At 69.9% G+C, this 20,717-nt stretch carries 21 protein-coding genes; 7 read left to right on the forward strand and 14 right to left on the reverse strand.

Annotation, left to right across the window (positions count from 1 at the left end; translation table 11 throughout):
- The coding region (locus J8J14_RS12625; RefSeq protein WP_209379874.1) for an IS110 family RNA-guided transposase at nt 1–786 on the reverse strand (786 nt) is incomplete at its 3' end.
- Nucleotides 787–884: 98 nt separating this feature from the next.
- Between J8J14_RS12625 and J8J14_RS12630 the strand changes: the two genes are divergently transcribed.
- The 3 genes from J8J14_RS12630 to J8J14_RS12640 are packed head-to-tail and all read left to right on the forward strand — an operon-like array spanning nt 885 to nt 3,302.
- Entirely contained in the window at nt 885–1,115 is a 231-nt protein-coding gene (locus J8J14_RS12630) for a hypothetical protein (protein ID WP_209379875.1), read from the forward strand.
- Nucleotides 1,116–1,167: 52 nt separating this feature from the next.
- Complete coding sequence (locus tag J8J14_RS12635; RefSeq protein ID WP_245215737.1) at nt 1,168–2,709, forward strand: L,D-transpeptidase family protein; 1,542 nt, start codon at nt 1,168–1,170, stop codon at nt 2,707–2,709.
- Nucleotides 2,710–2,714: 5 nt separating this feature from the next.
- The gene (locus J8J14_RS12640) at nt 2,715–3,302 is read left to right on the forward strand and encodes a YcbK family protein (protein ID WP_342452444.1); all 588 of its coding nucleotides are present in this window, start codon (nt 2,715–2,717) and stop codon (nt 3,300–3,302) included.
- A gap of 63 nt (nt 3,303–3,365) precedes the next feature.
- Here the strand turns inward: J8J14_RS12640 and J8J14_RS12645 are convergent, their stop codons facing one another.
- Entirely contained in the window at nt 3,366–3,812 is a 447-nt protein-coding gene (locus J8J14_RS12645) for a hypothetical protein (protein ID WP_209379877.1), read from the reverse strand.
- A gap of 154 nt (nt 3,813–3,966) precedes the next feature.
- On the opposite strand from J8J14_RS12645, the gene J8J14_RS12650 reads away from it, so the two are divergent.
- The 3 genes from J8J14_RS12650 to J8J14_RS12660 are packed head-to-tail and all read left to right on the forward strand — an operon-like array spanning nt 3,967 to nt 7,303.
- Nucleotides 3,967–5,136, forward strand: a complete 1,170-nt coding sequence (locus tag J8J14_RS12650) for a multidrug effflux MFS transporter (RefSeq protein WP_209379879.1) — start codon at nt 3,967–3,969, stop codon at nt 5,134–5,136.
- 43 nt (nt 5,137–5,179) lie between these two features.
- Entirely contained in the window at nt 5,180–6,805 is a 1,626-nt protein-coding gene (locus tag J8J14_RS12655) for a peptide chain release factor 3 (RefSeq protein ID WP_209379881.1), read from the forward strand.
- A 12-nt stretch (nt 6,806–6,817) separates the two neighbouring features.
- The gene (locus tag J8J14_RS12660; protein WP_209379889.1) at nt 6,818–7,303 is read left to right on the forward strand and encodes a hypothetical protein; all 486 of its coding nucleotides are present in this window, start codon (nt 6,818–6,820) and stop codon (nt 7,301–7,303) included.
- Nucleotides 7,304–7,310: 7 nt separating this feature from the next.
- On the opposite strand, the gene J8J14_RS12665 is transcribed toward J8J14_RS12660, so the two are convergent.
- The 12 genes from J8J14_RS12665 to J8J14_RS12720 form a co-directional block, all read right to left on the reverse strand.
- On the reverse strand, nt 7,311–7,694 hold the full coding sequence (locus J8J14_RS12665; protein ID WP_209379890.1) for a hypothetical protein: 384 nt from the start codon (nt 7,692–7,694) through the stop codon (nt 7,311–7,313).
- Nucleotides 7,695–7,740: 46 nt separating this feature from the next.
- Complete coding sequence (locus J8J14_RS12670; protein ID WP_209379892.1) at nt 7,741–9,042, reverse strand: MFS transporter; 1,302 nt, start codon at nt 9,040–9,042, stop codon at nt 7,741–7,743.
- Between the two features lie 150 nt (nt 9,043–9,192).
- Complete coding sequence (locus J8J14_RS12675; RefSeq protein ID WP_209379893.1) at nt 9,193–10,128, reverse strand: cation diffusion facilitator family transporter; 936 nt, start codon at nt 10,126–10,128, stop codon at nt 9,193–9,195.
- A gap of 48 nt (nt 10,129–10,176) precedes the next feature.
- Complete coding sequence (locus J8J14_RS12680) at nt 10,177–10,854, reverse strand: DUF599 domain-containing protein (RefSeq protein ID WP_209379895.1); 678 nt, start codon at nt 10,852–10,854, stop codon at nt 10,177–10,179.
- 92 nt (nt 10,855–10,946) lie between these two features.
- Complete coding sequence (locus tag J8J14_RS12685; RefSeq protein WP_209379896.1) at nt 10,947–12,161, reverse strand: NADP-dependent isocitrate dehydrogenase; 1,215 nt, start codon at nt 12,159–12,161, stop codon at nt 10,947–10,949.
- 307 nt (nt 12,162–12,468) lie between these two features.
- Nucleotides 12,469–12,870, reverse strand: coding sequence for a RidA family protein (locus tag J8J14_RS12690; RefSeq protein WP_209379897.1), 402 nt, complete (start codon nt 12,868–12,870; stop codon nt 12,469–12,471).
- Complete coding sequence (locus J8J14_RS12695; protein WP_209379898.1) at nt 12,867–13,352, reverse strand: acyl-CoA thioesterase; 486 nt, start codon at nt 13,350–13,352, stop codon at nt 12,867–12,869. Before J8J14_RS12695 ends, J8J14_RS12690 begins: the two co-directional genes overlap by 4 nt.
- A complete protein-coding gene (locus J8J14_RS12700) occupies nt 13,349–15,004 on the reverse strand; it encodes an AMP-binding protein (RefSeq protein ID WP_245215739.1) in 1,656 nt (551 codons plus the stop codon). The genes J8J14_RS12695 and J8J14_RS12700 overlap by 4 nt, the downstream gene beginning before the upstream one ends.
- Entirely contained in the window at nt 14,989–16,161 is a 1,173-nt protein-coding gene (locus J8J14_RS12705) for an acyl-CoA dehydrogenase family protein (RefSeq protein ID WP_209379900.1), read from the reverse strand. The genes J8J14_RS12700 and J8J14_RS12705 overlap by 16 nt, the downstream gene beginning before the upstream one ends.
- Entirely contained in the window at nt 16,161–16,970 is an 810-nt protein-coding gene (locus J8J14_RS12710) for an enoyl-CoA hydratase family protein (protein WP_209379901.1), read from the reverse strand. Before J8J14_RS12710 ends, J8J14_RS12705 begins: the two co-directional genes overlap by 1 nt.
- Nucleotides 16,967–17,476 carry a MarR family winged helix-turn-helix transcriptional regulator gene (locus J8J14_RS12715; RefSeq protein ID WP_342452441.1) on the reverse strand — a complete coding sequence of 170 codons (510 nt, stop codon included), beginning with the start codon at nt 17,474–17,476 and terminating at the stop codon, nt 16,967–16,969. The genes J8J14_RS12710 and J8J14_RS12715 overlap by 4 nt, the downstream gene beginning before the upstream one ends.
- Entirely contained in the window at nt 17,473–18,225 is a 753-nt protein-coding gene (locus J8J14_RS12720; protein ID WP_209379903.1) for an SDR family NAD(P)-dependent oxidoreductase, read from the reverse strand. Before J8J14_RS12720 ends, J8J14_RS12715 begins: the two co-directional genes overlap by 4 nt.
- A 105-nt stretch (nt 18,226–18,330) precedes the next feature.
- On the opposite strand from J8J14_RS12720, the gene J8J14_RS12725 reads away from it, so the two are divergent.
- A complete protein-coding gene (locus tag J8J14_RS12725; RefSeq protein ID WP_209379905.1) occupies nt 18,331–20,664 on the forward strand; it encodes a bifunctional salicylyl-CoA 5-hydroxylase/oxidoreductase in 2,334 nt (777 codons plus the stop codon).
- The last annotated feature ends 53 nt before the right edge of the window (nt 20,665–20,717 follow it).

A 20,717-nucleotide genomic window follows, 5' to 3' on the forward strand; every position in this document is an offset into this window, starting at 1 on the left:
TGGCTTGCCTCCCGTGGTCATCTGCCGCGGCACCAGCCCCAGCCAGGCAGCGAGATCCCGTCCTCGCCCGAAGGTCTCGGCCCTGCCGATTGCTGCCACCAGCGCCGTCGCGTTCAGCGGCCCAATGCCGGGAATGGTGGTCAGCAGCCGGGCAGCCTCATCGGTCCTGGCCTCGGCCGCGAACTCCTCGTCGAACGCCTCGATACGCCGGTCCAGGTCGTGCCACTCGGCCCGCTGGTCCTCGACCAGTAGCCGCACCCGCGGACTGAGCGGGACCCGCTCCTCGGTCAGCAGGGTCTCGAGGTAGACCTCCAGCTTGCGCCGCCCCTGGGGCACGGTGATGCCGCGCTCCAGCAGAATGGCGCGCAGCTGGTTGATCAGCGCCGTCCTCTCGCCCACCAGCCGGTCTCGGGCGCGGTGCAGGCTCTGCATGTCGAGCTGCGCCTCGCTCTTGAGCTCGACAAAGCGCATGGTCGGACGGGTCGCCGCCTCGGCGATCGCCTCCGCGTCCCGCTCGTCGTTCTTCTGAGCCTTCACATAGGGCCGCACGTATTCGGGCGACATCAGCCGCACCTCGTGCCCTGCCTCGCGCAGCCGCCGGCCCAGGTGATGCGCTCCACAGCAGGCCTCCATCGCCACCACGCACCCTGGCGATGCTGCCGCCAGCCCCACCACCCCGTCCCGGTGCAGGCGTCGTCGCAGGACCACCCGCCCGGCCGCATCCAGCCCGACCACGCTGCAGCTGTTCTTGCCCAGATCCACCCCGAGAACCGCAATCTCCGTCATGGGTCAGCTCCCTTACGCCCCGGTTGCCCGGCCAGCCTACGCCAGCGGGATGAGGGGCGGGCCATCCCATAAAATTCCCCAGCGCCAGAGGACCCCAGATGGCCCGCAGCCCCTCGCCTTCGGACGACACCAGGATGCGCGACGAGGCCGCTTCCCGCGCCGATAGCATGGCGCCGGCGGGCATGGCCGAGGCGCGCCACCCTGCCCCGCGCCCCATCGCCCATGCGGAGGAAGGGGAGGCGGGACGTGGGGAGTGGTGGACCCTCGTCAAGGCCCTGCTGATCGGCGCGTTGGTGGTGATGCTGATCGGTTGGTTGATGTCGCGCTGAGAGGCTGCTTTCGCCTTTGCAGGGGCGGGCGGCGGAGGGTATGGCTTCGCCCATGCGAAGACGCGATGCTCTCTCCGGCCTGATGGTCGGCCTGCTGCCATCCATGGGCCGGGCCTTGCCGGGCGCGCCCGAAGCGGCGGCCGAGGCAGTGCAGGTGGCGCCGGCCGGGCCGGGGCCGCAGAGTTGGGATTCCGTGTTCCGCCTGGCCGCGCGGCTGCGCCGGCTGGGGCAGGACGGGCTTGATACGGTGGCCTACGCAATCCCGCCGGACGCCATGGGGAGTTCGGAGCCGGCCGCCTTCCACGCCGCGGTCTATCACGCCGCCAATGCGGCGCTGGCGGATCTGGTGCAGGGGCGGCTTCGGCAGCCGACGGGGCGCGGGGACATCCTGCGCGATCCGTCCGCCGTGGACTTCTCGCGCTGGCAGGCCGAGCTGGTTGGGGCGGCCGAGCCTGCGGCACTGATCGACCGTGCTGCCAATCTTCCCGAAGGTGCGGCGCTGCTGCGGGCGGAGCTGGCGAAGGCCGGCGGCCTGGTCGCCTCCGGCGGCTGGCGGCCGATCCCGCCCGGCAACACGCTGGAGCCGGGCATGCAGGACCAGGCACGCGTTCCCGCGCTGCGCGAGCGGCTGAGGGCCGAGGACCCGGTGCTGGCGGCGGCGCGCGATGGCGGCGCCACCTTCGATGCCGCGCTGGAGGCGGCGGTGCGCCGCTGGCAGGCCGCGAGCGGGCTTGAGGTGGATGGCAAGGTGGGGCCGATCACCCAGGGCCTGCTGAACCGCCCCGCCTCGGGCCGGGTGAGCCAGATCCGCGCGGCGCTGGACATGCGCCGCAACGCGATGCGCCCGGGTGACGAGCGGCGCATCGAGGTGAACATCCCCGACTACGTGCTGACGGTGCAGGAAGGGGATCGGGTGCTGCTGAAGATGAATGTCATCGTCGGCAAGCCCGAACGTGCCACGCCCACCATGCGCGTGCGCATGACCACAGTTCAGTTCAACCCGACCTGGGGCGTTCCCGAGCGCAACGCGCGCGAGGATCTCCTGCCCCGCTTCCGCCGCGACCCGGCGGGAATGGCCGCCAAGGGCTTCCGTCTCTATAGCGTCGTGGGAGGGGAGCGGGTCGAGGTCAATCCCGCCTCCGTGGACTGGTCCAGCATCCGGCAGGACCGGTTTCCTTACCTCATCCGACAAGATGCCGGCGACGGCAATGCGCTCGGACGGATCAAGTTCATCATGCCCAACAACGACGACATCTATCTCCACGACACCCCGGACCGCAGCCTGTTCGGCCGGCCGGACCGGGCCTTCTCCTCGGGCTGCATCCGTCTTTCGCAGCCCAACGAGTTGCTGAACATCGTGCTCGAGGGCATGGGTTGGGACGCGGCGCGCGTCCAGCGCGCCTATGACAGCCGGCAGACCCAGTCCGTGGGCCTGCGCCGGCCGCTGCCGGTCCGGCTGCATTACAGCACGGTCGTCACCGAAGGATCCCGCGTGCGCGTGCGGCCGGATATCTATGGGCTGGACCTGGCCTATGTCCGGGAGATGGATCGCGGAGGGGTGCGCGTCGCGGCAGCCGGGGGGGCTGGGCGTTGAGCCGGGTGTTCTCCGGCCATCGGCCGGCTGAGCCGGAATGCCCGTGCTGCGCCGATGCGCGGATCGGGCGGCGTTCCCTGATCGGGGCCGGCATGGGGCTGCTGGCCTGTGCGGCGGTTCCCGGCCCGGCGGAGGCGCAGCTGGCCCGCGGCACGCGGCGCCTCAACGTGAAGCGCGCCTATACGAGCGATTCCTTCAGCGGTGTTTATTTCACCGATGGCCGCTACGTCACCGAGGCCTTGCGGAAGCTGGACTGGGTGTTCCGCGACATCTCCCGCGAGGAGGTGACGCCGATGGATCCGCGGCTGTTCGACGTGATGCATTCCGTGGCCGCCCGGATGGAGGCCACCGACGCCTTCGAGGTGATCAGCGGCTACCGTTCACCTGAGACCAATGCCGCGACTGCGAGGCGTTCCAGCCGCGTCTCCACGGTTTCGCTCCATATGTCCGGGATGGCGGGCGACATGCGCCTGCCCAGCCGCAACTCCTATGAGATGGCACGGCTTGCGGCGCGGATGGGGCTGGGTGGCGTCGGCCTTTACCGGCGCGACGGCTTCGTGCACCTGGATTGCGGCGTCCCTCGGCGCTGGTAGCGCCGGCGGGACCGGGCATGGCTTTCGGAAGGCCGGGGGAGGGACTCCCCCGGCCTTTTCGATTCAGGAGGTGGCGCGAAGCGGGTTCGCCAGCAGCAGGCCGGCGCGCCGCATCACCAATCCGATGGCGAGGGCGGGGCCGATCGCGGCATAGGCCGCGGCCGGAGGGGCGAGCTGGAGGAAGGTGGCCAGTGCCTCACGCCGCGTGGCCCGCTGGGCCAGGCCGAGGCCGAGAAGCACGGTGCCCTCGGCCGGGGTGACGCGCGGGCAGAGCCGGCAGCCCATCGAACCCGGGCAGGCCAGGGCCCGGAGCAGGGCTTCCAGCGCCTCCGCCGCCTCGCCGAGATCCTCGGTGACGAGGGGCAGGCGCAGCGCGGGCAGCGGCGGGGCGCCGCTGCGCGTCGCCTCCACCCAGGATCGGATGGCTTCGAGGAGCACGGCCTCGGCGGGCGGAAGCTCCTCCGGGGAGACGCCTTTCCAGGGCCAGTTCGGAAGGCCGCGAGTGGCCATGGGAATTCTCCGCGTGGTGGCCTGCGCAGGTTGGCGGGAATGATAATCGTTCGCAAGAGCTTTCCTGGCCGCGGAGGTGCCTTGCATTGAAAGGGGGTTCCCTCGGGCCTTTTTGCAGCGCAGCAAGATGGCTGGACCGCGAGGTGAGGATTCCATGCCGTTCTGGCTTCCGCTGCTCCTGGGCTTCCTCACGGCGATCAACCCGCTTTCCACCGACATGTACCTGCCCGCCTTTCCAGCGATGGAGGCGGAGTTCGGCACGGGGGCGGGCAGCGCGCAGCTGACGCTCGCGACCTGGTTCGTCGGGCTGGCGGTGGGGCAGGTGACGCAGGGGACGCTGTCGGACCGCTTCGGGCGGCGCGGGCCGCTGATCATCGGTACCCTGGTCTATACGGCCGCCTCCATGGGCTGCGCCCTGGCGCCCAGCATGGGGTGGCTGGCGGCCTTCCGCTTCGTCGAGGCCTTCGGCGCTTCGGCCAGCGCGGTGATTCCGCGGGCGGTGGTGCGGGACAAGGCGACGGGGCTGGAGGCCGCGCGGCTCATGTCCCGGCTGATCCTGGTGATGGGGGCGGCGCCCATCCTGGCGCCTTCCTTCGGCGGATTGCTGCTGGGCTGGGCGAGCTGGCGCTGGATCTTCTGGGTTCTGGCCGCCTATGGCGCCCTGTCCTGCCTGCTGGTCTTCTGGCTTCTGCCGGACACGCTTCCGCCGGAGAAGCGGCTGCGCCTGGGTCCCGGGGCGCTGCTGCGCGGCTTCGGGCGGGTACTGACGGAGCCGGTCTTCCTGACCCATGCGCTGCTGGGCTCGGCGGTGATGTTCAGCATGTTCGCCTATATCAGCGGGGCCCCGGCGGTGTTCATCGAGCATTTCGGGGTCACGCCGAGCACCTTCGCGGTGATTTTCGGGGTCACCGCCGCCGGCTTCATCGGGGGTGCGCAGACCAATCCCATGCTGGCGGCCCGTTTCGGCGCGGGGCGGGTGCTGACTGCGGCTTCCCTGGCCGTGCTGGCTGCTTCGGCGCTGCTGATGCTCCTGGCCTGGACCGGGTGGGGCGGGCTCTGGGGCGTGTTCCCGCCGATCGTGCTGCTGATGGCGGCCAGCAGCCTCATCCTGCCCAACTCAGCCGTGGGGGCGCTGGCGCGGCACGGGCAGCGGGCGGGCACGGCCTCGGCCCTTCTGGGCACCATGCAGTTCGCGGTCGCGGCGCTGGGCAGCGTGGCCGTCGGGGTGCTGGCGGATGGAAGCCCGGTGCCCGTGGCGGGGGTGATCCTGTTCGGGGCGGCGATGACGGTGGCCCTGAATGCGCTGCGGCGCCGCTACGGGTGACGTGCGTGTTGCACCGGGGCCGCAAGACCGCCAGATAGCGGGCATGGACCAGACCACCCCCATCGAGGCCCTGTCGGCGGTGCCGGCGGGCGCGAATGCCGTTGCGCGGGAAGCCGCGCGCCGCCGGGCCTTCGCGATCATCGCCCACCCGGACGCGGGCAAGACGACCCTGACGGAGAAGCTGCTGCTGCGCGGCGGCGCCATCCAGCTGGCCGGCCAGGTGCGCGCCAAGGGCGACCGGCGCCGCACCCGATCGGACTGGATGAAGATCGAGCAAGACCGCGGCATCTCGGTCGCGACCTCCGTGATGACCTTCGAGCGCGACGGTGTGGTGTTCAACCTGTTGGACACGCCGGGCCACGAGGACTTCTCGGAGGATACCTACCGGACGCTGACGGCGGTGGACGCGGCGGTGATGGTGATCGACGCCGCCAAGGGCATCGAGGCGCAGACGCGCAAGCTCTTCGAGGTGTGCCGGCTGCGCGACATCCCGATCATCACCTTCATCAACAAGATGGACCGGGAGAGCCGGGACGTCTTCGAGCTGCTGGACGAGATCGAGAAGACCCTGGCGCTGGACGTGACCCCGGCGGCCTGGCCGGTGGGATCGGGGCGCGGCTTCCTCGGTACCTATGACATGCTCGAGCCGGCGCTGCATCTGATGGAAGAGGGCTCGGGGCCCGTGCGGTTGACCGGGCTGGATGATCCGAAGATCGACGAGCTGGTGCCGGCGGCGGATGCCGAGGCGCTGCGCGAGGGGGCGGAACTGGCCTCGGCCTTCCCGTCCTTCGACCTGGAGGCCTTCCGCCAGGGGACGATGACGCCGGTCTATTTCGGCTCGGCGCTGCGGGACTTCGGCATCGGGCACCTGCTGGAGGGGCTGGCGCGCTTCGCGCCGCATCCCGGCGCAAGGCCGGCGGATACGCGGCGGGTGCAGCCGGACGAGGCAGCGCTGACCGGCTTCGTCTTCAAGATCCAGGCCAACATGGACCCGAACCACCGGGACCGCGTGGCCTTCCTCCGCATCTGCTCCGGGCGGCTGGAGAAGGGGATGCGGCTGCGCCAGACCCGGACGGGCAAGCAGGTTCCGGTGAACGCGCCGCTCTTCTTCTTCGCCCAGGACCGGCAGGTGGCGCAGGAGGCCTGGCCGGGGGATGTGGTGGGAATCGCGAACCACGGGATCCTGCGGATCGGCGATACGCTGACCGAGGGCGAGGCGATCAACTTCCGGGGCGTACCGAGCTTCGCGCCGGAGATCCTGCGCCGGGTGATGATCGAGGACGCGATGGTGGGCAAGAAGCTGCGCACCGCGCTGGAGCAGCTGGCCGAGGAGGGCGTCGTGCAGCTCTTCCGCCCGCTCGATGGCACCCCGCCGGTGGTGGGCGTGGTGGGCGCGCTGCAGCTGGATGTGCTGGCCGAGCGGCTGAAGGCCGAATATTCCGTGCCCAGCCGCTACGAGGCCACGCCCTGGAGCATGATGCGCTGGGTCGTTTCCGAGGACAGGGCGGCGATGGAGAAGTTCCGGCAATCCGCGCCCCATGACACGGCGGAGGACCATGACGGGGCGCTGGTGGCCTTCTTCACCAGCGACTGGCGCCGCAACCGCGCCGAGGAGGAGTGGCCGATGCTGAAGTTCCTGAAGCTGCGGGAGCAGCATGCGGCGTCGTAGCCAGGGGGGCGCATGACCGCGCACACGCTTTTCCTCGACCTGGACGGGGTGCTGGCGGATTTTGACCGCGGCGTGAAGGCGGTGACCGGCAGGCGGCCGGAGGAGCTGCCGCTGAAGAAGATGTGGGCGGCGCTGGCCAAGGCGCCGGCCTTCTTCGATACGCTGGACTTCATGCATGACGCGGAGGCGCTGTGGCGCTTCTGCGAGCCGCACAGGCCCACCATCCTGACCGGGCTTCCGCTGGGCGCCTGGGCGCCGGCGCAGAAGAAGCAGTGGGTGGCACGCATGCTGGGCGCCCATGTTCCGGTCATCACCTGCATGAGCCGGGAGAAGCCGCGCTGGTCCGGGCCGGGCCATGTGCTGGTGGATGACCGTGCCTCGGCCCGGGAAGGCTGGGAGGCGAAGGGCGGGATCTTCGTCCACCATGTCTCGGCGGAGCGCTCGATCGCGGCGCTGCGGAAGCTCGGCTTTACCGGCCAGGGGCCCGGGGTGGGCTGAGCGCCCATTACTGGGTGGAGTCGAACACGGCGGGTTCCAGCCGGATCGTCCGGGGCGGCTCCAGTGGCTTCCATCCGTGGGAGCGGATGACGTCGCTGCTCTCCACCGGCTTGCGCCCGGCGCCCAGCGACCAGGTGATGTGCCAGGTCGATCCGTCCGGCCGGTCCGTGGTGCCGCCGATCTCCACCACCAGGGCCTGGACGCCCTTGCCGTCATCCGCCACGCCGACGATCCGGCCCTCCTTCTCCGGGCGCAGGGGGTGGTCCTTCCCCACGCCGGGCTTCAGGGTGACATGGTGGGCCACCAAGCGGGGATAGCGGGGCGGAACCAGGGCGAGGAGCGGCCCGCGTTCCTCCTGCGGCAGAAGCCATCCAGCCACGAGCCTTGACATCCCGTCCTCCTTGCTCCGCGCGATGAACGCCGCGCGGAGCACCCGGTCACACGGCTCCGTGGGCCCGGGCGGATTGGGCGAGGTCAGGCCTCGCGGCCTGGGGCGCCTCGGCCCCCCGCGCCTGCCACTGACTGGCGAGGAGGAGGCTGACACCTGAGATGAGGCTGGCGCCCATGACGACATGGGCCGGCGCCATCACGTCATGGGCCTCTCCCATGAGGTACTGCACCATCATCGGGGAGAGGCCCCCGAAGATTCCCACGGCGCTGCCATAGGCGATGGCGATCCCGGTGACCCGCGCGTGGCTGGGGAACGCATCCGCCATGATCGGGCCCATGGAGGCAACCAGCAGGGCGAAGGCGAGGGCCAGCCCGGCTTCGCCCAAACTGTCCAGCAGCGGGTCACCGCTCCGCATCATGGCCAGCAGGGGATGCGCGCCGAGCAGCAGCCCCGCGACACCAAGCATGACCGTGCGGCGATGGCCGAAGCGATCGGCAAGCAGCCCCGCCACCGGCAGGGCCATGAACAGAAGCAGGAGCGTGTGCAGGTTGATCGCCAGCGCATCGTCATAGGCCATGCCGGCCGTCTGCATGAGCCAGGGAACGGTGAACATGAACACCACGAAGCTGGCGGTGCCGGTGAGGATGTTGGCGGAGAACACGCCGACCAAGCCTCGCAGGTTTTCCCGCAGCAAGGTGGCCATGGGCAGGGAGGCGCGGACCGGTGCATGGTCGTCCCGCAGCAGGGCCCGGCGCAGGAGCACGGCGGCGATGGTGAGCACCGCGCTGAGCAGGAAGGGGATGCGCCAGCCCCATTCCTGCATCGCGTCCTCTGCCAGCAGGCTGGAGGTGACGTAGCAGGTGGCGGTGCCGAGGAGCATGCCGCTGACGGCGCCGGCGCTGGCGAAGCTGCCGAAGAGCGCGCGGCGGCCAGGCGGCGCATTCTCGACGAGATAGGCGAGCGAGGCCGGGAACTCGCCGCCCAGGGAAAGGCCCTGGATGACGCGGAGGAGCACCAGGATGATCGGGGCAAAAACCCCGATGGTCGCGTAGCCCGGAAGAAGCCCGATGAGGAAGGTCGGGACGGCGATCATGGCGGCGGAGGCGACGAGCGCCCGGAGGCGGTTCCCGCGATCGGCCAGCAGGCCGAAGATGAGGCCGCCGAGCGGGCGCATGAGCATGCCGACGGCGAAGGCCGCGAGGGAGGCCAGGATGGCCGCCACCCCATCCCCGGCTGGAAAGAAGGCCCGGCCGATATGGAGGGAGAGGTAGCCGAAGATTAGGAAGTCGTAGAACTCGATCGCATTCCCCACGGCGCCAGCCGCGATCAACCTGACATGGCGCTTCATGTCGCCCATTCCCCCTGGTGGTCCCATATGCCGGAGGCTGCGGAGCAGGCCTCGCTCGCCGCATGGTTGCGTTGTGGGGAATGTTTCGCAACCGCTGGTTACGGCACCTCCCGGAAATTTCCGGAGCTGTGTCGCGCGTGCCCGCCGCTGTCAGCGCGAGAGGGCGACCGGGGTGATGGTGACGATCGCGCCTGGGATCAGCCCTTCCAGATCGGCTGTCACGGCGTCGGCGACGGATTGGATCTCCCCGATCTGCCGCCCCGGTTCGAAACCCAGCGCGATGTCCACGATCGCCTGCTTGCCGGCGATGCGGGACTTCACGCTGACCAGCGCATCGTAATTCGCGAAATGCCCGGCGAGGGCGCGGTTGATCGAACCCTGGCGGGCCTCGTCCAGGCTGTGGTCCAGCAGATGGGGAACGGCTTCGCGCCACAGGCTAACGCAGAGCTGGATCATCACCAGCCCGACGAAGCCGGTGCCCACTGCCTCGGCCGCCGGGCCGACCCAATGCGGCCAGCCCAGCAGCTCGGCCGCGGCGTTGGTGGCGATGGCGGCGGCCACCAGCGCGGAGGAGAGGAGCTTCACCGCCCGGCTTCGGATCTGCACGGTCATGATGGCGGAGGTGCCGTCGCGCCCGGCGCGCCAGAGCGACCGCAGGGCCGCGGCGTTGATGGCGAGGTTCACGATGGTCAGCGCGCTCGCCAGGATCAGGCCGTAGCCCGCCTGGTCCGGCGGATGGAACCAGCGGCCCACCGCGGCGTAGAGCAGCCAGACACCGAAGGCGCCCATGGCGACGCCGATGGCCAGGTTGGCGAATTGCTCGAGCTTGCCGACTCCGTAGTCGTATTCGGTGGTCTCGCCGCGATGGATTCGGCGCAGCACCACCAGCAGGATGAATTCCAGCCCGAGCATCAGCCCGCCGCGCACGCATTCCGCGATGGTGGTGAGCGAGTTCGCCAGCAGGCCGATGACGAGGTAGGGGCCTATCATCGTGCAGTCGAGCAGGCAGGCCAGCAGGATGGACCGCTCGCGCTGCAGGGCGGGGCCGTCGGGAACGGAGGGACGGGTCGTTGCGGAGGTGCTCACCCGCGAAGACTGCCCCGGCGAGGCGCCCGTGGCGAGAGGCGAAACGCTTCAGCCCGGCGCGCTAAGCACGGCGCGGACGGCCGAGCGGAACTCGCGACGGTGCAGTTCCGAGACCACCCAGAGCGAGGCCAGGATGAGGGCCACGGGATGCACCATCCAGGCCAGGACGGCGAGGCCGAAGTAGTAGGCGCGCAGTCCCGTGTTGAAGTGGCGCGCGGCGCGGTTGACCACCTGTGCCGCCACTTCGGCGCCGGGCCGCGCGGCCTCGGTATGGCCGAGGGCGCCGATCAGGATGGAGCCGTAGTTGAACTGGCGGAGCGCCCAGGTCAGCTCGAAGAATGCGCGGACGAAGATGACGAGGAGGAGGAGCACCCGTGCCTCCCATCCGCCGACCGTCGGGGTCTCGGCGAAGGGCACGGCGCCGAGCACGCGCTGGCCCACATCCGGCGCGGCGAGAAGGGCCAAGCCGCCGCCGATGATGAAGATGCAGGTGTTGGCGAGGAAGGAGGTGGAGGACATGAGATTGCCGACGATGGCGACATCGGCGATCCGGTTGTCCTTGGGGATGGTGGAGAGAAGCCAGCGCCGGCGGTGCTCGTCCATGGCGTGGATGACGCTGCGCCTGCGGATGGAGGGCACGCGGTCCACGACCGTGGCATAGCCCACCCAGCACAGGACGAAGCTGGCCAGGGCGATCATGTCGAGGGTGGTGAGGAAGCCGGACATCGGGACCGCCGGGAAAAGGAAGGGGCGGGGCCTTGCGGCACCCGCCCCGGGTCGAATGCAAGGCGCCGGCCAGACGGGCCGGCGCGGCCGCCTCAGGCGCGGGCCTTCTGCAGGTTCTCGTCCAGCTTGTTCAGGAAGGCCTGGGTGTTGAGCCAGGGCTGGTCCTTGCCGATGAGGATGGCGAGGTCCTTAGTCATGTTGCCGCTCTCGACGGTCTCGACGCAGACCTTCTCAAGCTGGTTCGCGAAGTCCACCACATCCGGCGTGTTGTCGAACTTGCCGCGATAGGCCAGGCCGCGCGTCCAGGCGAAGATGGAGGCGATCGGGTTCGTGCTCGTCTCGCGGCCCTTCTGGTGCTCGCGATAGTGGCGGGTGACCGTGCCATGCGCGGCCTCGGATTCCACCGTGTTGCCGTCCGGGGAGAGCAGCACGGAGGTCATCAGGCCGAGCGAGCCGAAGCCCTGCGCCACGATGTCGGACTGCACGTCGCCATCGTAGTTCTTGCAGGCCCAGATATAGCCGCCTTCCCACTTCAGGGCGGAGGCGACCATGTCGTCGATCAGCCGGTCCTCATAGGTCAGGCCGCGCTTCTCGTACTCGGCCTTGAACTCCTCGTCGTAGATCTTGCGGAAGATGTCCTTGAAGGAGCCGTCATAGGCCTTCAGGATCGTGTTCTTGTGGCTGAAATAGACGGAGTAGTTACGGGCCAGGCCATAGTTGAAGCTGGCGCGGGCGAAGCCCTCGATCGACTTGTTGAGGTTATGGATCATCATGGCGACGCCGCCCTGGGCCGGCATGGCGAACTCGCCGATCTCCTGGGCCTCGCCGCCCTCGGGGATGTAGGTCATCTTCACCGTGCCGGCGCCGGGGACCTTCATCTCGACCGAGCGGTAGATGTCGCCATAGGCGTGGCGGCCGACCACGATCGGCTTGGACCAGTGCGGCACCAGGCGGGGCACGTTCTGGCAGATGATGGGCTCGCGGAAGATCGTGCCGTCGAGGATGTTGCGGATGGTCCCGTTGGGGGACTTCCACATCTTCTTCAGGTTGAACTCCTTCACCCGCGCCTCGTCCGGGGTGATGGTGGCGCACTTCACGCCCACGCCGTACTGCTTGGTAGCGTTGGCGGCATCGACCGTGACCTGGTCGTCGGTCTGGTCGCGATACTCGATGCCGAGGTCGTAGTACTTCAGGTCCACGTCGAGATAGGGAAGGATCAGCTTCTCCTTGATGAAGCCCCAGATGATCCGGGTCATCTCATCCCCGTCCATCTCGACGACTGGGGTCTTCACCTTGATCTTGGCCATTCCGATCCTCGTTACCTGAAGGGCGGGCGGGGCCCGCCTGACGAACACTGGGGGTGAACACGGGGCGTGAACACTGGGCCGGGGGGATCCCCCGGCGGCGGGCCGGACATTCGCACCAGGGCCCGGCCGGTTCAAGGCAGGGGCAGGGTTTTCGATGCTCCAGGGCGCCCCAGATAGGGAGGCCTGGAGGGGAGGCGCCGATGGAACCGGCCCGTGAATGCCCGCATTGCGGGGAGCCCACCGTGCCGAACCGGCTGGCCGACGGGCAGCTGGTCTGCTCCTGCGCCGCCGGACGGGCGCTGCCCGATCAGTCCGGGAGGATGGCGGTGGCCTCGATTTCCAGCCGGGCCTCCGGCTCGGCCAGGGCGACGACGCAGACCAGCGCCATGGCCGGGAAGTTGCGGCCCATCACCGAGCGATAGGCGCGGCCCAGTTCCGGCAGGCACGCGCGGTACTCGTCCATGTCCACCACATACCAGGTGAGCCGGCCGATATGCTCGGGCCCCGCCCCGGCCTCCTTCAGCACGGCAAGGATGTTGCGCAGGGCCTGCTCCGTCTGAGCGACGAAGCCCTGTGCGAAGCGGCCCGCCTCGTCCCAGCCGACCTGGCCACCGACGAGGACGATGCGGCCCTGGCCCATCATGCCGTTGGAGTAGCCCCTGGGTGCCGGCCAGCCAGGAGGATGAAGGGTGGTAAGCGGGCCGCTCATGCGGGAATCTCCTGGCCTTCTGAGGGGCCGCATTCGGACATGTAGCGCAGCAGTGCCGCCCGCAGGTCGGGCGGCACGGGCCGGCTGGTCCGCGTGGCGAGGTCGGTGGTGGCGGTCACGAGGTCGAGGCGTGCCAGCTCCTCCTCGCCCCGGTGGATGTGGAGGTCGAGGGCGTAGGAAGCGCCGCCGATGCGGCGGATGAGGGGGGTGAGCAGGACGTCGTCCCCCATCATCCCGGGCCGCATGAAGCTGGCCGCGGCATGCACGAATCCCGTGCCGATCCCGCGCTCCGCATGCAAGGCGTGGAAATCGATGCCCAGCCGTTCCCGGAACAGGTCCTCGATGGTCGCACTGGCCATGGAGAACCAGTTGGGAAAGAAGACGATGCCCGCCGGGTCGCAGTCGCCGAAGCGCACCCGCGCCGGCGCGCGAAAGGCCGCGGCTGGCAGGGCGGAGGCGGGGATGGGCGAGGGACGCTTCACCCGGTGGCCATCTTTCGCAACGCGAAGCGCTGGAGCTTGCCGGATTCCGTGCGGGGCAAGGCGTCGAGGAACTCGATCACCCGCGGGGACTTATAGGGCGCGATCTCGGCCTTCACATGGTCCTGCAGCGCCTTCACCAGGGCATCGCCGGGCAGGAATTCCGGCTTGAGGGCGACATAGGCCTTCACGAGCATGCCGCCCTTGCCGTCCGGCGCGCCGATCACGCCACACTCGCGCACGGCGGGGTGGGTGAGCAGGGCGCCTTCCACCTCCGGGCCCGCGATGTTGTAGCCCGCGGCCACGATCATGTCGTCGCCACGGCCCTGGTAGCGGAAATAGCCGTCCTCGTCCTGGACGTAGACGTCGCCGGTGATGTTCCAGCCGTGGCGCACATAGTTGGTCTGGCGCGGATCGGCGAGGTAGCGGCAGCCGATCGGGCCGCGGATGGCGAGCCAGCCCGGCGTGCCGCGCGGGACCTCCCGGCCCTCATCGTCCAGGATCGTGGCCTGGTAGCCGGGCACGGGCAGGCCCGTGCAGCCCGGGCGGAGGGTTTCCTCCGGCGCCGCGACGAAGATGTGCAGCATCTCCGTGCCGCCGATGCCGTCCATCAGGCTGATGCCGGTCGCCTCCTTCCAGGCATCGAAGATGGCACGCGGCAGGGTCTCCCCGGCGGAGACGCATTTGAGCAGGGAGGAGAGGTCGAAATCTTGCGCCTTGCCCGCCATCACGCGATAGGCGGTGGGGGCGGTGAAGCATATGGTCGCGCGGTACTTCTCGATGGCGGGCAGCAGCTCGTCCGGCCCGGCCTTCTCCAGCAGGATGCCGGTGGCGCCGACACGGAAGGGAAAGAGGACGAGACCGCCAAGGCCGAAGGTGAAGGCGAGCGGCGCGGAGCCGATGAAGCGGTCCTCCGGACCGGGGCGGAGGACGTGGCGGGAATAGCCGTCGCAGATGGCCAGCATGTCCCGGTGGAAATGCATGGTGCCCTTGGGCAGGCCCGTGGTGCCGGAGGTGAAGCCGATGAGGCAGACATCGTCGGCGGCCGTGTCGCAGGCCGTGAAATCGGAGGAGGCGGCGGCGCAGCGGGACTCGAGGTCGCCATTGCCCCAGTAGGCGATATGGCGGAGCTGCCGGGCCTCGGCGGCGGCCTTCTCCATTTCGTCGCGCAGCTTGATGTCGCAGAGCGCGTGGGTGATCTGCGCCTTTTCCAGCATCTGCCCCAGCTCCTTCGCGCGGAGCAGCGGCATGGTGGCGACGACGACGCCACCCGCCTTGAGCACGGCGAGATAGGTGGCCGTCATCCAGGCATTGTTGGCGCTGCGGAGCATCACGCGGTTGCCCGGCACCATGCCGAGGTCGCGCGTGAGCACGTTGCAGATGCGGTTCACCCGCTCCTGCAGCGCGCGGTAGGTGAGGGTTTCCTCGGGCGTGATGATGGCGGGATGTTCGCCGCGGCCATTCGCGACATTGCGGTCCAGGAGTTCGACCGCGCAGTTCAGGCGGGTGGGATAGCGGTAGTCGGGCAGGTCGAAGACGAGTTCGGGCCACTGGTCGCGCGGGGGAAGGTTGTCCCGCGGGAAGGTGTCGATATGGGCGCTGGGGGCGAGGTCCGGCGTGGCACCGGACCATTCGATCGTCATCTCGGTTTGCATTGTGCCGCCTCCTCGGACCGCGCGCGCTCGGCGCGGGCGATGATGATCCGCTGCACTTCGCTGGCGCCCTCATAGACGCGCAGCGCGCGAACCTCCCGGTAGAGCTTTTCTGCGGGGTGGTCGCGGACGACGCCGTGCCCCCCGTGGATCTGCACGCAACGATCGGCTACGCGCTGCGCGGCCTCGGTGGCGTGAAGCTTGGCCATGGATGCCTCGCGCGAGACGCGTGGCATGCCGGAATCCTTGAGCCAGGCGGCGCGATAGACGAGGAGGGCGGAGGTCTCCACCTCCACCGCGCTCTCGGCGATGGCGGCCTGGGTCATCTGTTGGTCGAAGAGCGGGCCGCCGAAGAGGTGGCGGCCTGTCGCGCGCTCGATGGTGAGGTCCAGCGCGTGGCGGGCGAAGCCGAGGGCGGCCGCGCCGACGGTGGCGCGGAACACGTCCAGCGTCGCCATGGCCACCTTGAAGCCGTCCCCGGGCTTGCCGAGGCGGTGCGTGTCGGGCACGCGCATCGCTTCGAAGCGCAGCGTGGCGAGGGGGTGGGGCGCGGAAACCTCGATCCGCTCGGCGATGGTGAGGCCGGACGTGCCGGCGGGGACGAGGAAGGCGGTCAGGCCCTTGGCGCCGGGCGCTTCGCCCGTGCGGGCGAAGACGACATAGGTGGCGGCGATGCCACCATTGCTGATCCAGGTCTTGCTGCCATCGATGACCCAGTGATCGCCATCGCGCGTGGCGGTGGTGGCGAGGGCGGCGACGTCGGAGCCCGCCTCGGGCTCGCTCAGGGCGAAGGCAGCGAGGGCGGTGCCGGCGCGGGCGGCGGGGAGGTAGCGCGCCTTCAGCTCATCGCTGCCGAAGAGGGTGAGGGAGCCCGTGCCCAGGCCCTGCATCGCGAAGGCGAAATCCGCCAGGCCGGAATGGCGGGCCAGCACATCCCGCGCGATGCAGAGGGCGCGGACATCGAGCCGGCCGTCTTCCGGCGCGGCCATGCGGAGGAGCCCGGCCTCTCCCATCGAGCGGGCGAGGGCGCGCACGGCGGTGTCGGTGTCGCCCTCGGAGAGGCGCCCGGCATGGGCGGCGGCCCAGGCCTCGACCTCCTCCGCCCAGTCCCGGTGGCGGGGTTCCAGGAAGGGCCAGGAGAGGAAGTCGCGGTCGGGCATCAGCTGCCCTCGAAGACAGGGCGGCGCTTGGCCGTGAAGGCCTCATAGGCGCGGCGGAAATCCTGGGTGGTCATGCAAAGGGCCTGGGCGACGGCTTCGGCCTCGATCGCCTGCTCGATGGACATGGCCCATTCCATGGCGAGCATCCGCTTGGTCATGGCGTTGGCGAAACCGGGACCCTCGGTGATCTGGCGGGCGAGGTTGGCCGCGGCTTCCATCAGGGCCTCGGGTTCCACCGTGCGGGAGAAGAAGCCCCAGTCCAGCCCTTCCTGCGCGGACATGGAGCGGCCGGTGTAGAGGAGTTCGGAGGCGCGGCCCTGGCCGATGATGCGGGGCAGCATGGCGCAGGCGCCCATGTCGCAGCCCGCCAGGCCGACGCGGTTGAAGAGGAAGGCGACCTTCGCGCGGGGCGTGGCGATGCGGAGGTCGGAGGCCATGGCGATGATGGCACCGGCGCCGGCCGCGACGCCATCCACGGCGGAGAGGATGGGCTGCGGGCAGGCGCGCACGGCCTTGACCAGGTCACCGGTCATGGCGGTGAACTGCATCAGCCCCTTGGTGTCGCGGTCCAGAAGCGGGCCGATGATCTCGTGCACGTCGCCGCCGCTGCAGAAGTTGCCGCCTGAGCCGGAGATGAGGAAGGCGCCGACGCTGTCGTCCCCCACGGCTTCGCGGAAGATCCGGACCAGCTCGGCATAGGATTCGAAGGTCAGCGGGTTCTTGCGCTCGGGGCGGTCGAGGGTGATGGAGGCGACCTTCCCCTCCACCGTCAGCCGCACATGCCGGGCGTTGAAGGCGCGGAGGCTCATGCCTCGTTCTCCGAGATGGCGGCGCGGATGCCGCGGCGGGTGCGGTCGAGCAGGCGAAGGAGCGAGGCGCGGTCGCTGGCGGAAAGCCCGCCGAGCAGCTCGGCCACCCATTCCTCATGCGCCGTGCTCTGGCGCGCGAATTCGCGCCGGCCCTGGGGCGTGAGGCGGAGGGTGACGGCGCGGCGGTCCGCCTGCACGGCGCGGCGCTCGATCAGCCCTTCCTCCTCCAGCCTGGCGGCGAGGCCGGTGACGTTGCCGCCCGTGACCATCATGCGGCGGCTGATCTCGCCGGGGGTGAGGCCGTCCGGGGCGCGCTCGAGCTGCGCCAGGAAATCGAAGCGGGGCAGGGTGGTGTCGAAGCTGGCGCGGAGGCGGCGGCGGATCTCGGCCTCGATCAGCCGGGCGCAGGAGAGCATGCGCAGCCAGAGGCGGAGGTCGTCCTTGTGGCCCGCCGGGGCGTGGTCCAGCGCGGTCTCGGCGTCCACATGGGTGTCGGGCGGGCTCACGGCACCTCCCCACCATCTACGGCGATGGCGCGGCCATTCACGGCACCGGCGGCGTTGCCGCAGAGGAAGAGCACGGTGGCCGCCACCTCATCCGGTTGCACCAGCCGGCCCTGGGGGTTGTGCTTCGCGAGTTCGGCGCGGGCTTCGGCCTCGCTGCGGCCGGTCTTGGCGGTGATGCGGGCGACGCTTTCGGCCACGATGTCGGTCTCGGTGAAGCCGGGGCAGACGGCGTTCACGGTCACGCCCTTCGAAGCCACCTCCAGCGCCAGGGCGCGGGTCAGGCCCAGCAGGCCATGCTTCGCGGCGGCATAGGCGGTGACATAGGGGTAGCCGCGCAGGGCGGCTGTGGAGGCGATGTTCACCACCCGGCCCCATCGGGCTTCCAGCATGGCGGGCAGGGCCGCGCGGGTCGCGGATGCGGCGCCGAGCAGGTTCACCCGGAGCATCCGCTCCCAGATCTCGTCGCCGGTCTTCAGGAAGGGCGCGCTTTCGGCGGCACCGGCGGCATTCACCAGGATGGCGGGGTGGCCGCAGCGGGCCAGGGCGGCGGGGAAGGCGCCTTCGGCGGTGACATCGGCGATCTCGAAGCCCGCGGCGCTGCCGGCTGCCACGGCGGCGCGGAGCGGGGCCTCGCGCCGGCCCATGACGGTGACCCGGGCCCCGGCGCGGGTGAGCGCGGCGGCGATGGCCAGGCCGATGCCCGACCCGCCCCCCGTCACCACCGCATGCCGCCCGGATATGCCGTCCATGATGCTTGAAGCCTAAAATGTTTCTCCGGCCCGCCGCAAGCCTGTTGAACCCTTGAAAAGTTGAAGCCTAAACTATTTGCCGTTGCGGCACTCAGGAGGCTTCCCATGCGGATCGCGGTCATCGGCGGCGGGCCTGCGGGGCTCTACTTTGCCATCCTGATGAAGCGGGACCGGCCGGAAGCGCACATCACCGTGGTGGAGCGCAACCGGGCCGACGATACCTTCGGTTTCGGCGTGGTGTTCAGCGACCAGACGCTGGAAACCTTCGAGAAGGCGGACCAGCCCTCCTACGAGGCGATCCGCGATGCCTTCGCCTACTGGGACGATATCGAAATCGTGGCTAGGCGCGCTGGTGAGCGCGACGCCAAGGGGGCGGTGCACCGGATCGGCGGCAACGGCTTCTGCGGCTGCTCCCGCCGCACCCTGCTGATGCTGCTGCAGGACCGCGCGCGCGAGCTGGGGGTGGAGCTGGAATTCGGGCGCCAGGCGAAGCCCGAGGACTTCCCGGAGGCGGATCTGATCGTGGCGGCGGATGGCATCAACAGCCCGGTCCGCAACAGCGACCCCGCCCATTTCGCGCCGAAGATCGACCTGCGCCCCAACCGCTTCGCCTGGATGGGCAGCACGCGGCCCTTCGACGCCTTCACCTTCTTCTTCAAGGAGCGGCCCGAGGGCATCTTCATCGCCCACTGCTACCAGTACGAGGCCAATGCCAGCACCTGGGTGCTGGAGACGGATCCGGAGACCTTCGAGCGCGCCGGATTGGACGCGATGAGCGAGGCCGAGAGCGCCGCTTTCCTGGAGGAGGTCTTCGCCGAGGAACTGCAGGGCCACCGGCTCATCACCAATCGCAGCCTGTGGCGGCAATTCCCGATGATGCGGTGCGAGCGCTGGTCGAAGGGCAACATCGTGCTGCTCGGGGATGCGAAGGCGACCGCGCATTTCTCGATCGGATCGGGGACGAAGCTGGCGATGGAGGATGCCATTGCCCTGCATGGCGCCTTCATGCGGGGCGGCACGGTGGAGGAGGCGCTGGCGCGCTTCGAATCCGGGCGGCGCGAGGATGTGGAGAAGATCCAGCACGCGGCGGATGTTTCGCTGGTCTGGTTCGAGCATGTGGACCGCTTCTGGCACATGCCGGCGACGCGCTTCGCCTTCGGGGTGATGACGCGTTCCAAGGCCATCACCTGGGACAATCTTGCCCTACGGGCGCCAGAGTTCGTGGAGGAATCCCGCGCGCTCTTCGAGGAGGAGGTGCGTGCGGAGGGGCTGCCGGCGGTGAAGGGCGCGCCGCCGATGTTCCAGCCCTTCCGGCTGCGCGGGATGACCGTGCCGAACCGCGTCGTCGTCTCGCCCATGTGCCAGTATTCGGCGCGGGACGGGATGCCGGATGACTGGCATCTCATGCATTACGGCGCGCGCGCCACGGGCGGGGCGGGGCTGATCTTCACGGAGATGACCTGCGTTTCCCCGGAGGCGCGGATCACCCCGGGCTGCACGGGGCTGTGGAGCGATGAGCAGGAGGCGGGCTGGAAGCGGATCGTCGATTTCGTCCATGCGCATGGGGCGGGGCGCATCGCGCTGCAGCTCGGCCATGCCGGGCAGAAGGGCGCGACGAAGCTGATGTGGGAGGGGATGGACCAGCCGCTGGAGGAGGGGGCCTGGCCCATCGTCTCGGCCAGTGCGCTGCCCTATTTCTCCAACAGCCAGGTGCCGCGCGCGATCACCCGCGCGGAGATGGACAAGGTGCGCGACGACTTCGTCGCCGCCACGCGGCGGGGGGCGCGGGCGGGGTTCGACATGCTCGAATTCCACTGCGCCCATGGCTACCTGATGGCCAGCTTTCTCTCGCCGCTGCTGAACCATCGCACGGACGAGTATGGCGGAAGCCTGGAGAACCGGCTGCGCTACCCGATGGAGGTCTATCGCGCCATGCGCGCCGCCTGGCCGTCGGACCGGCCGATGAGCGTGCGCGTCTCCGCGACCGACTGGGCGGAGGGCGGCGTCACGGATGAGGAGACCCTGGCCATCGCGCGCGCCTTCGCCGATGAGGGCTGCGACCTGCTGGATGTTTCCACCGGCCAGACCGTGGCGGGCAGCGCGCCGCATTACGGGCGCATGTTCCAGGTGCCCTGGTCCGACATGATCCGGAACGAGGCGAAGGTGGCGACGATCTGCGTGGGCAGCATCACCAGCGCGGACCAGGTGAACACCATTCTCGCCGCCGGGCGCGCGGATCTGGTGGCGCTGGCGCGGCCCCATCTGGTGGACCCCGCCTTCACCATGGAAGCGGCGGCCCGCTACGGCGTGCGCACGGCCTGCCCGCCGCAATATCGCTGGGGGCAGGAGGCGCTGCTGCGCAACGCGGCGCGGGAGGAGGCGGAGCTGATGGAGCTGCGCCGCAAGGCCCGGCCGAAGCGCCACGCCTGGGCGGGGTAGCAACCCCGGCGGCGCCCGTGCCGTTCCTCCCCCGACAGGAGGAGGAGGAGGAA

The sequence above is a fragment of the Pararoseomonas baculiformis genome (assembly GCF_017813395.1).
Taxonomy (GTDB): Bacteria; Pseudomonadota; Alphaproteobacteria; order Acetobacterales; family Acetobacteraceae; genus Roseomonas; species Roseomonas baculiformis.

Excerpts from the sequence above, each read along its gene's own strand:
- J8J14_RS12630 (WP_209379875.1), top strand. The coding sequence starts at position 885 with ATGGCCCGCAGCCCCTCGCCTTCGGACGACACCAGGATGCGCGACGAG.
- J8J14_RS12635 (WP_245215737.1), top strand. The coding sequence starts at position 1,168 with ATGCGAAGACGCGATGCTCTCTCCGGCCTGATGGTCGGCCTGCTGCCA.
- J8J14_RS12645 (WP_209379877.1), bottom strand. The coding sequence starts at position 3,812 with ATGGCCACTCGCGGCCTTCCGAACTGGCCCTGGAAAGGCGTCTCCCCG.
- J8J14_RS12650 (WP_209379879.1), top strand. The coding sequence starts at position 3,967 with ATGCCGTTCTGGCTTCCGCTGCTCCTGGGCTTCCTCACGGCGATCAAC.
- J8J14_RS12655 (WP_209379881.1), top strand. The coding sequence starts at position 5,180 with ATGGACCAGACCACCCCCATCGAGGCCCTGTCGGCGGTGCCGGCGGGC.
- J8J14_RS12660 (WP_209379889.1), top strand. The coding sequence starts at position 6,818 with ATGACCGCGCACACGCTTTTCCTCGACCTGGACGGGGTGCTGGCGGAT.
- J8J14_RS12665 (WP_209379890.1), bottom strand. The coding sequence starts at position 7,694 with ATGTCAAGGCTCGTGGCTGGATGGCTTCTGCCGCAGGAGGAACGCGGG.
- J8J14_RS12670 (WP_209379892.1), bottom strand. The coding sequence starts at position 9,042 with ATGAAGCGCCATGTCAGGTTGATCGCGGCTGGCGCCGTGGGGAATGCG.
- J8J14_RS12680 (WP_209379895.1), bottom strand. The coding sequence starts at position 10,854 with ATGTCCGGCTTCCTCACCACCCTCGACATGATCGCCCTGGCCAGCTTC.
- J8J14_RS12685 (WP_209379896.1), bottom strand. The coding sequence starts at position 12,161 with ATGGCCAAGATCAAGGTGAAGACCCCAGTCGTCGAGATGGACGGGGAT.
- J8J14_RS12690 (WP_209379897.1), bottom strand. The coding sequence starts at position 12,870 with ATGAGCGGCCCGCTTACCACCCTTCATCCTCCTGGCTGGCCGGCACCC.
- J8J14_RS12700 (WP_245215739.1), bottom strand. The coding sequence starts at position 15,004 with ATGCAAACCGAGATGACGATCGAATGGTCCGGTGCCACGCCGGACCTC.
- J8J14_RS12705 (WP_209379900.1), bottom strand. The coding sequence starts at position 16,161 with ATGCCCGACCGCGACTTCCTCTCCTGGCCCTTCCTGGAACCCCGCCAC.
- J8J14_RS12710 (WP_209379901.1), bottom strand. The coding sequence starts at position 16,970 with ATGAGCCTCCGCGCCTTCAACGCCCGGCATGTGCGGCTGACGGTGGAG.
- J8J14_RS12720 (WP_209379903.1), bottom strand. The coding sequence starts at position 18,225 with ATGGACGGCATATCCGGGCGGCATGCGGTGGTGACGGGGGGCGGGTCG.
- J8J14_RS12725 (WP_209379905.1), top strand. The coding sequence starts at position 18,331 with ATGCGGATCGCGGTCATCGGCGGCGGGCCTGCGGGGCTCTACTTTGCC.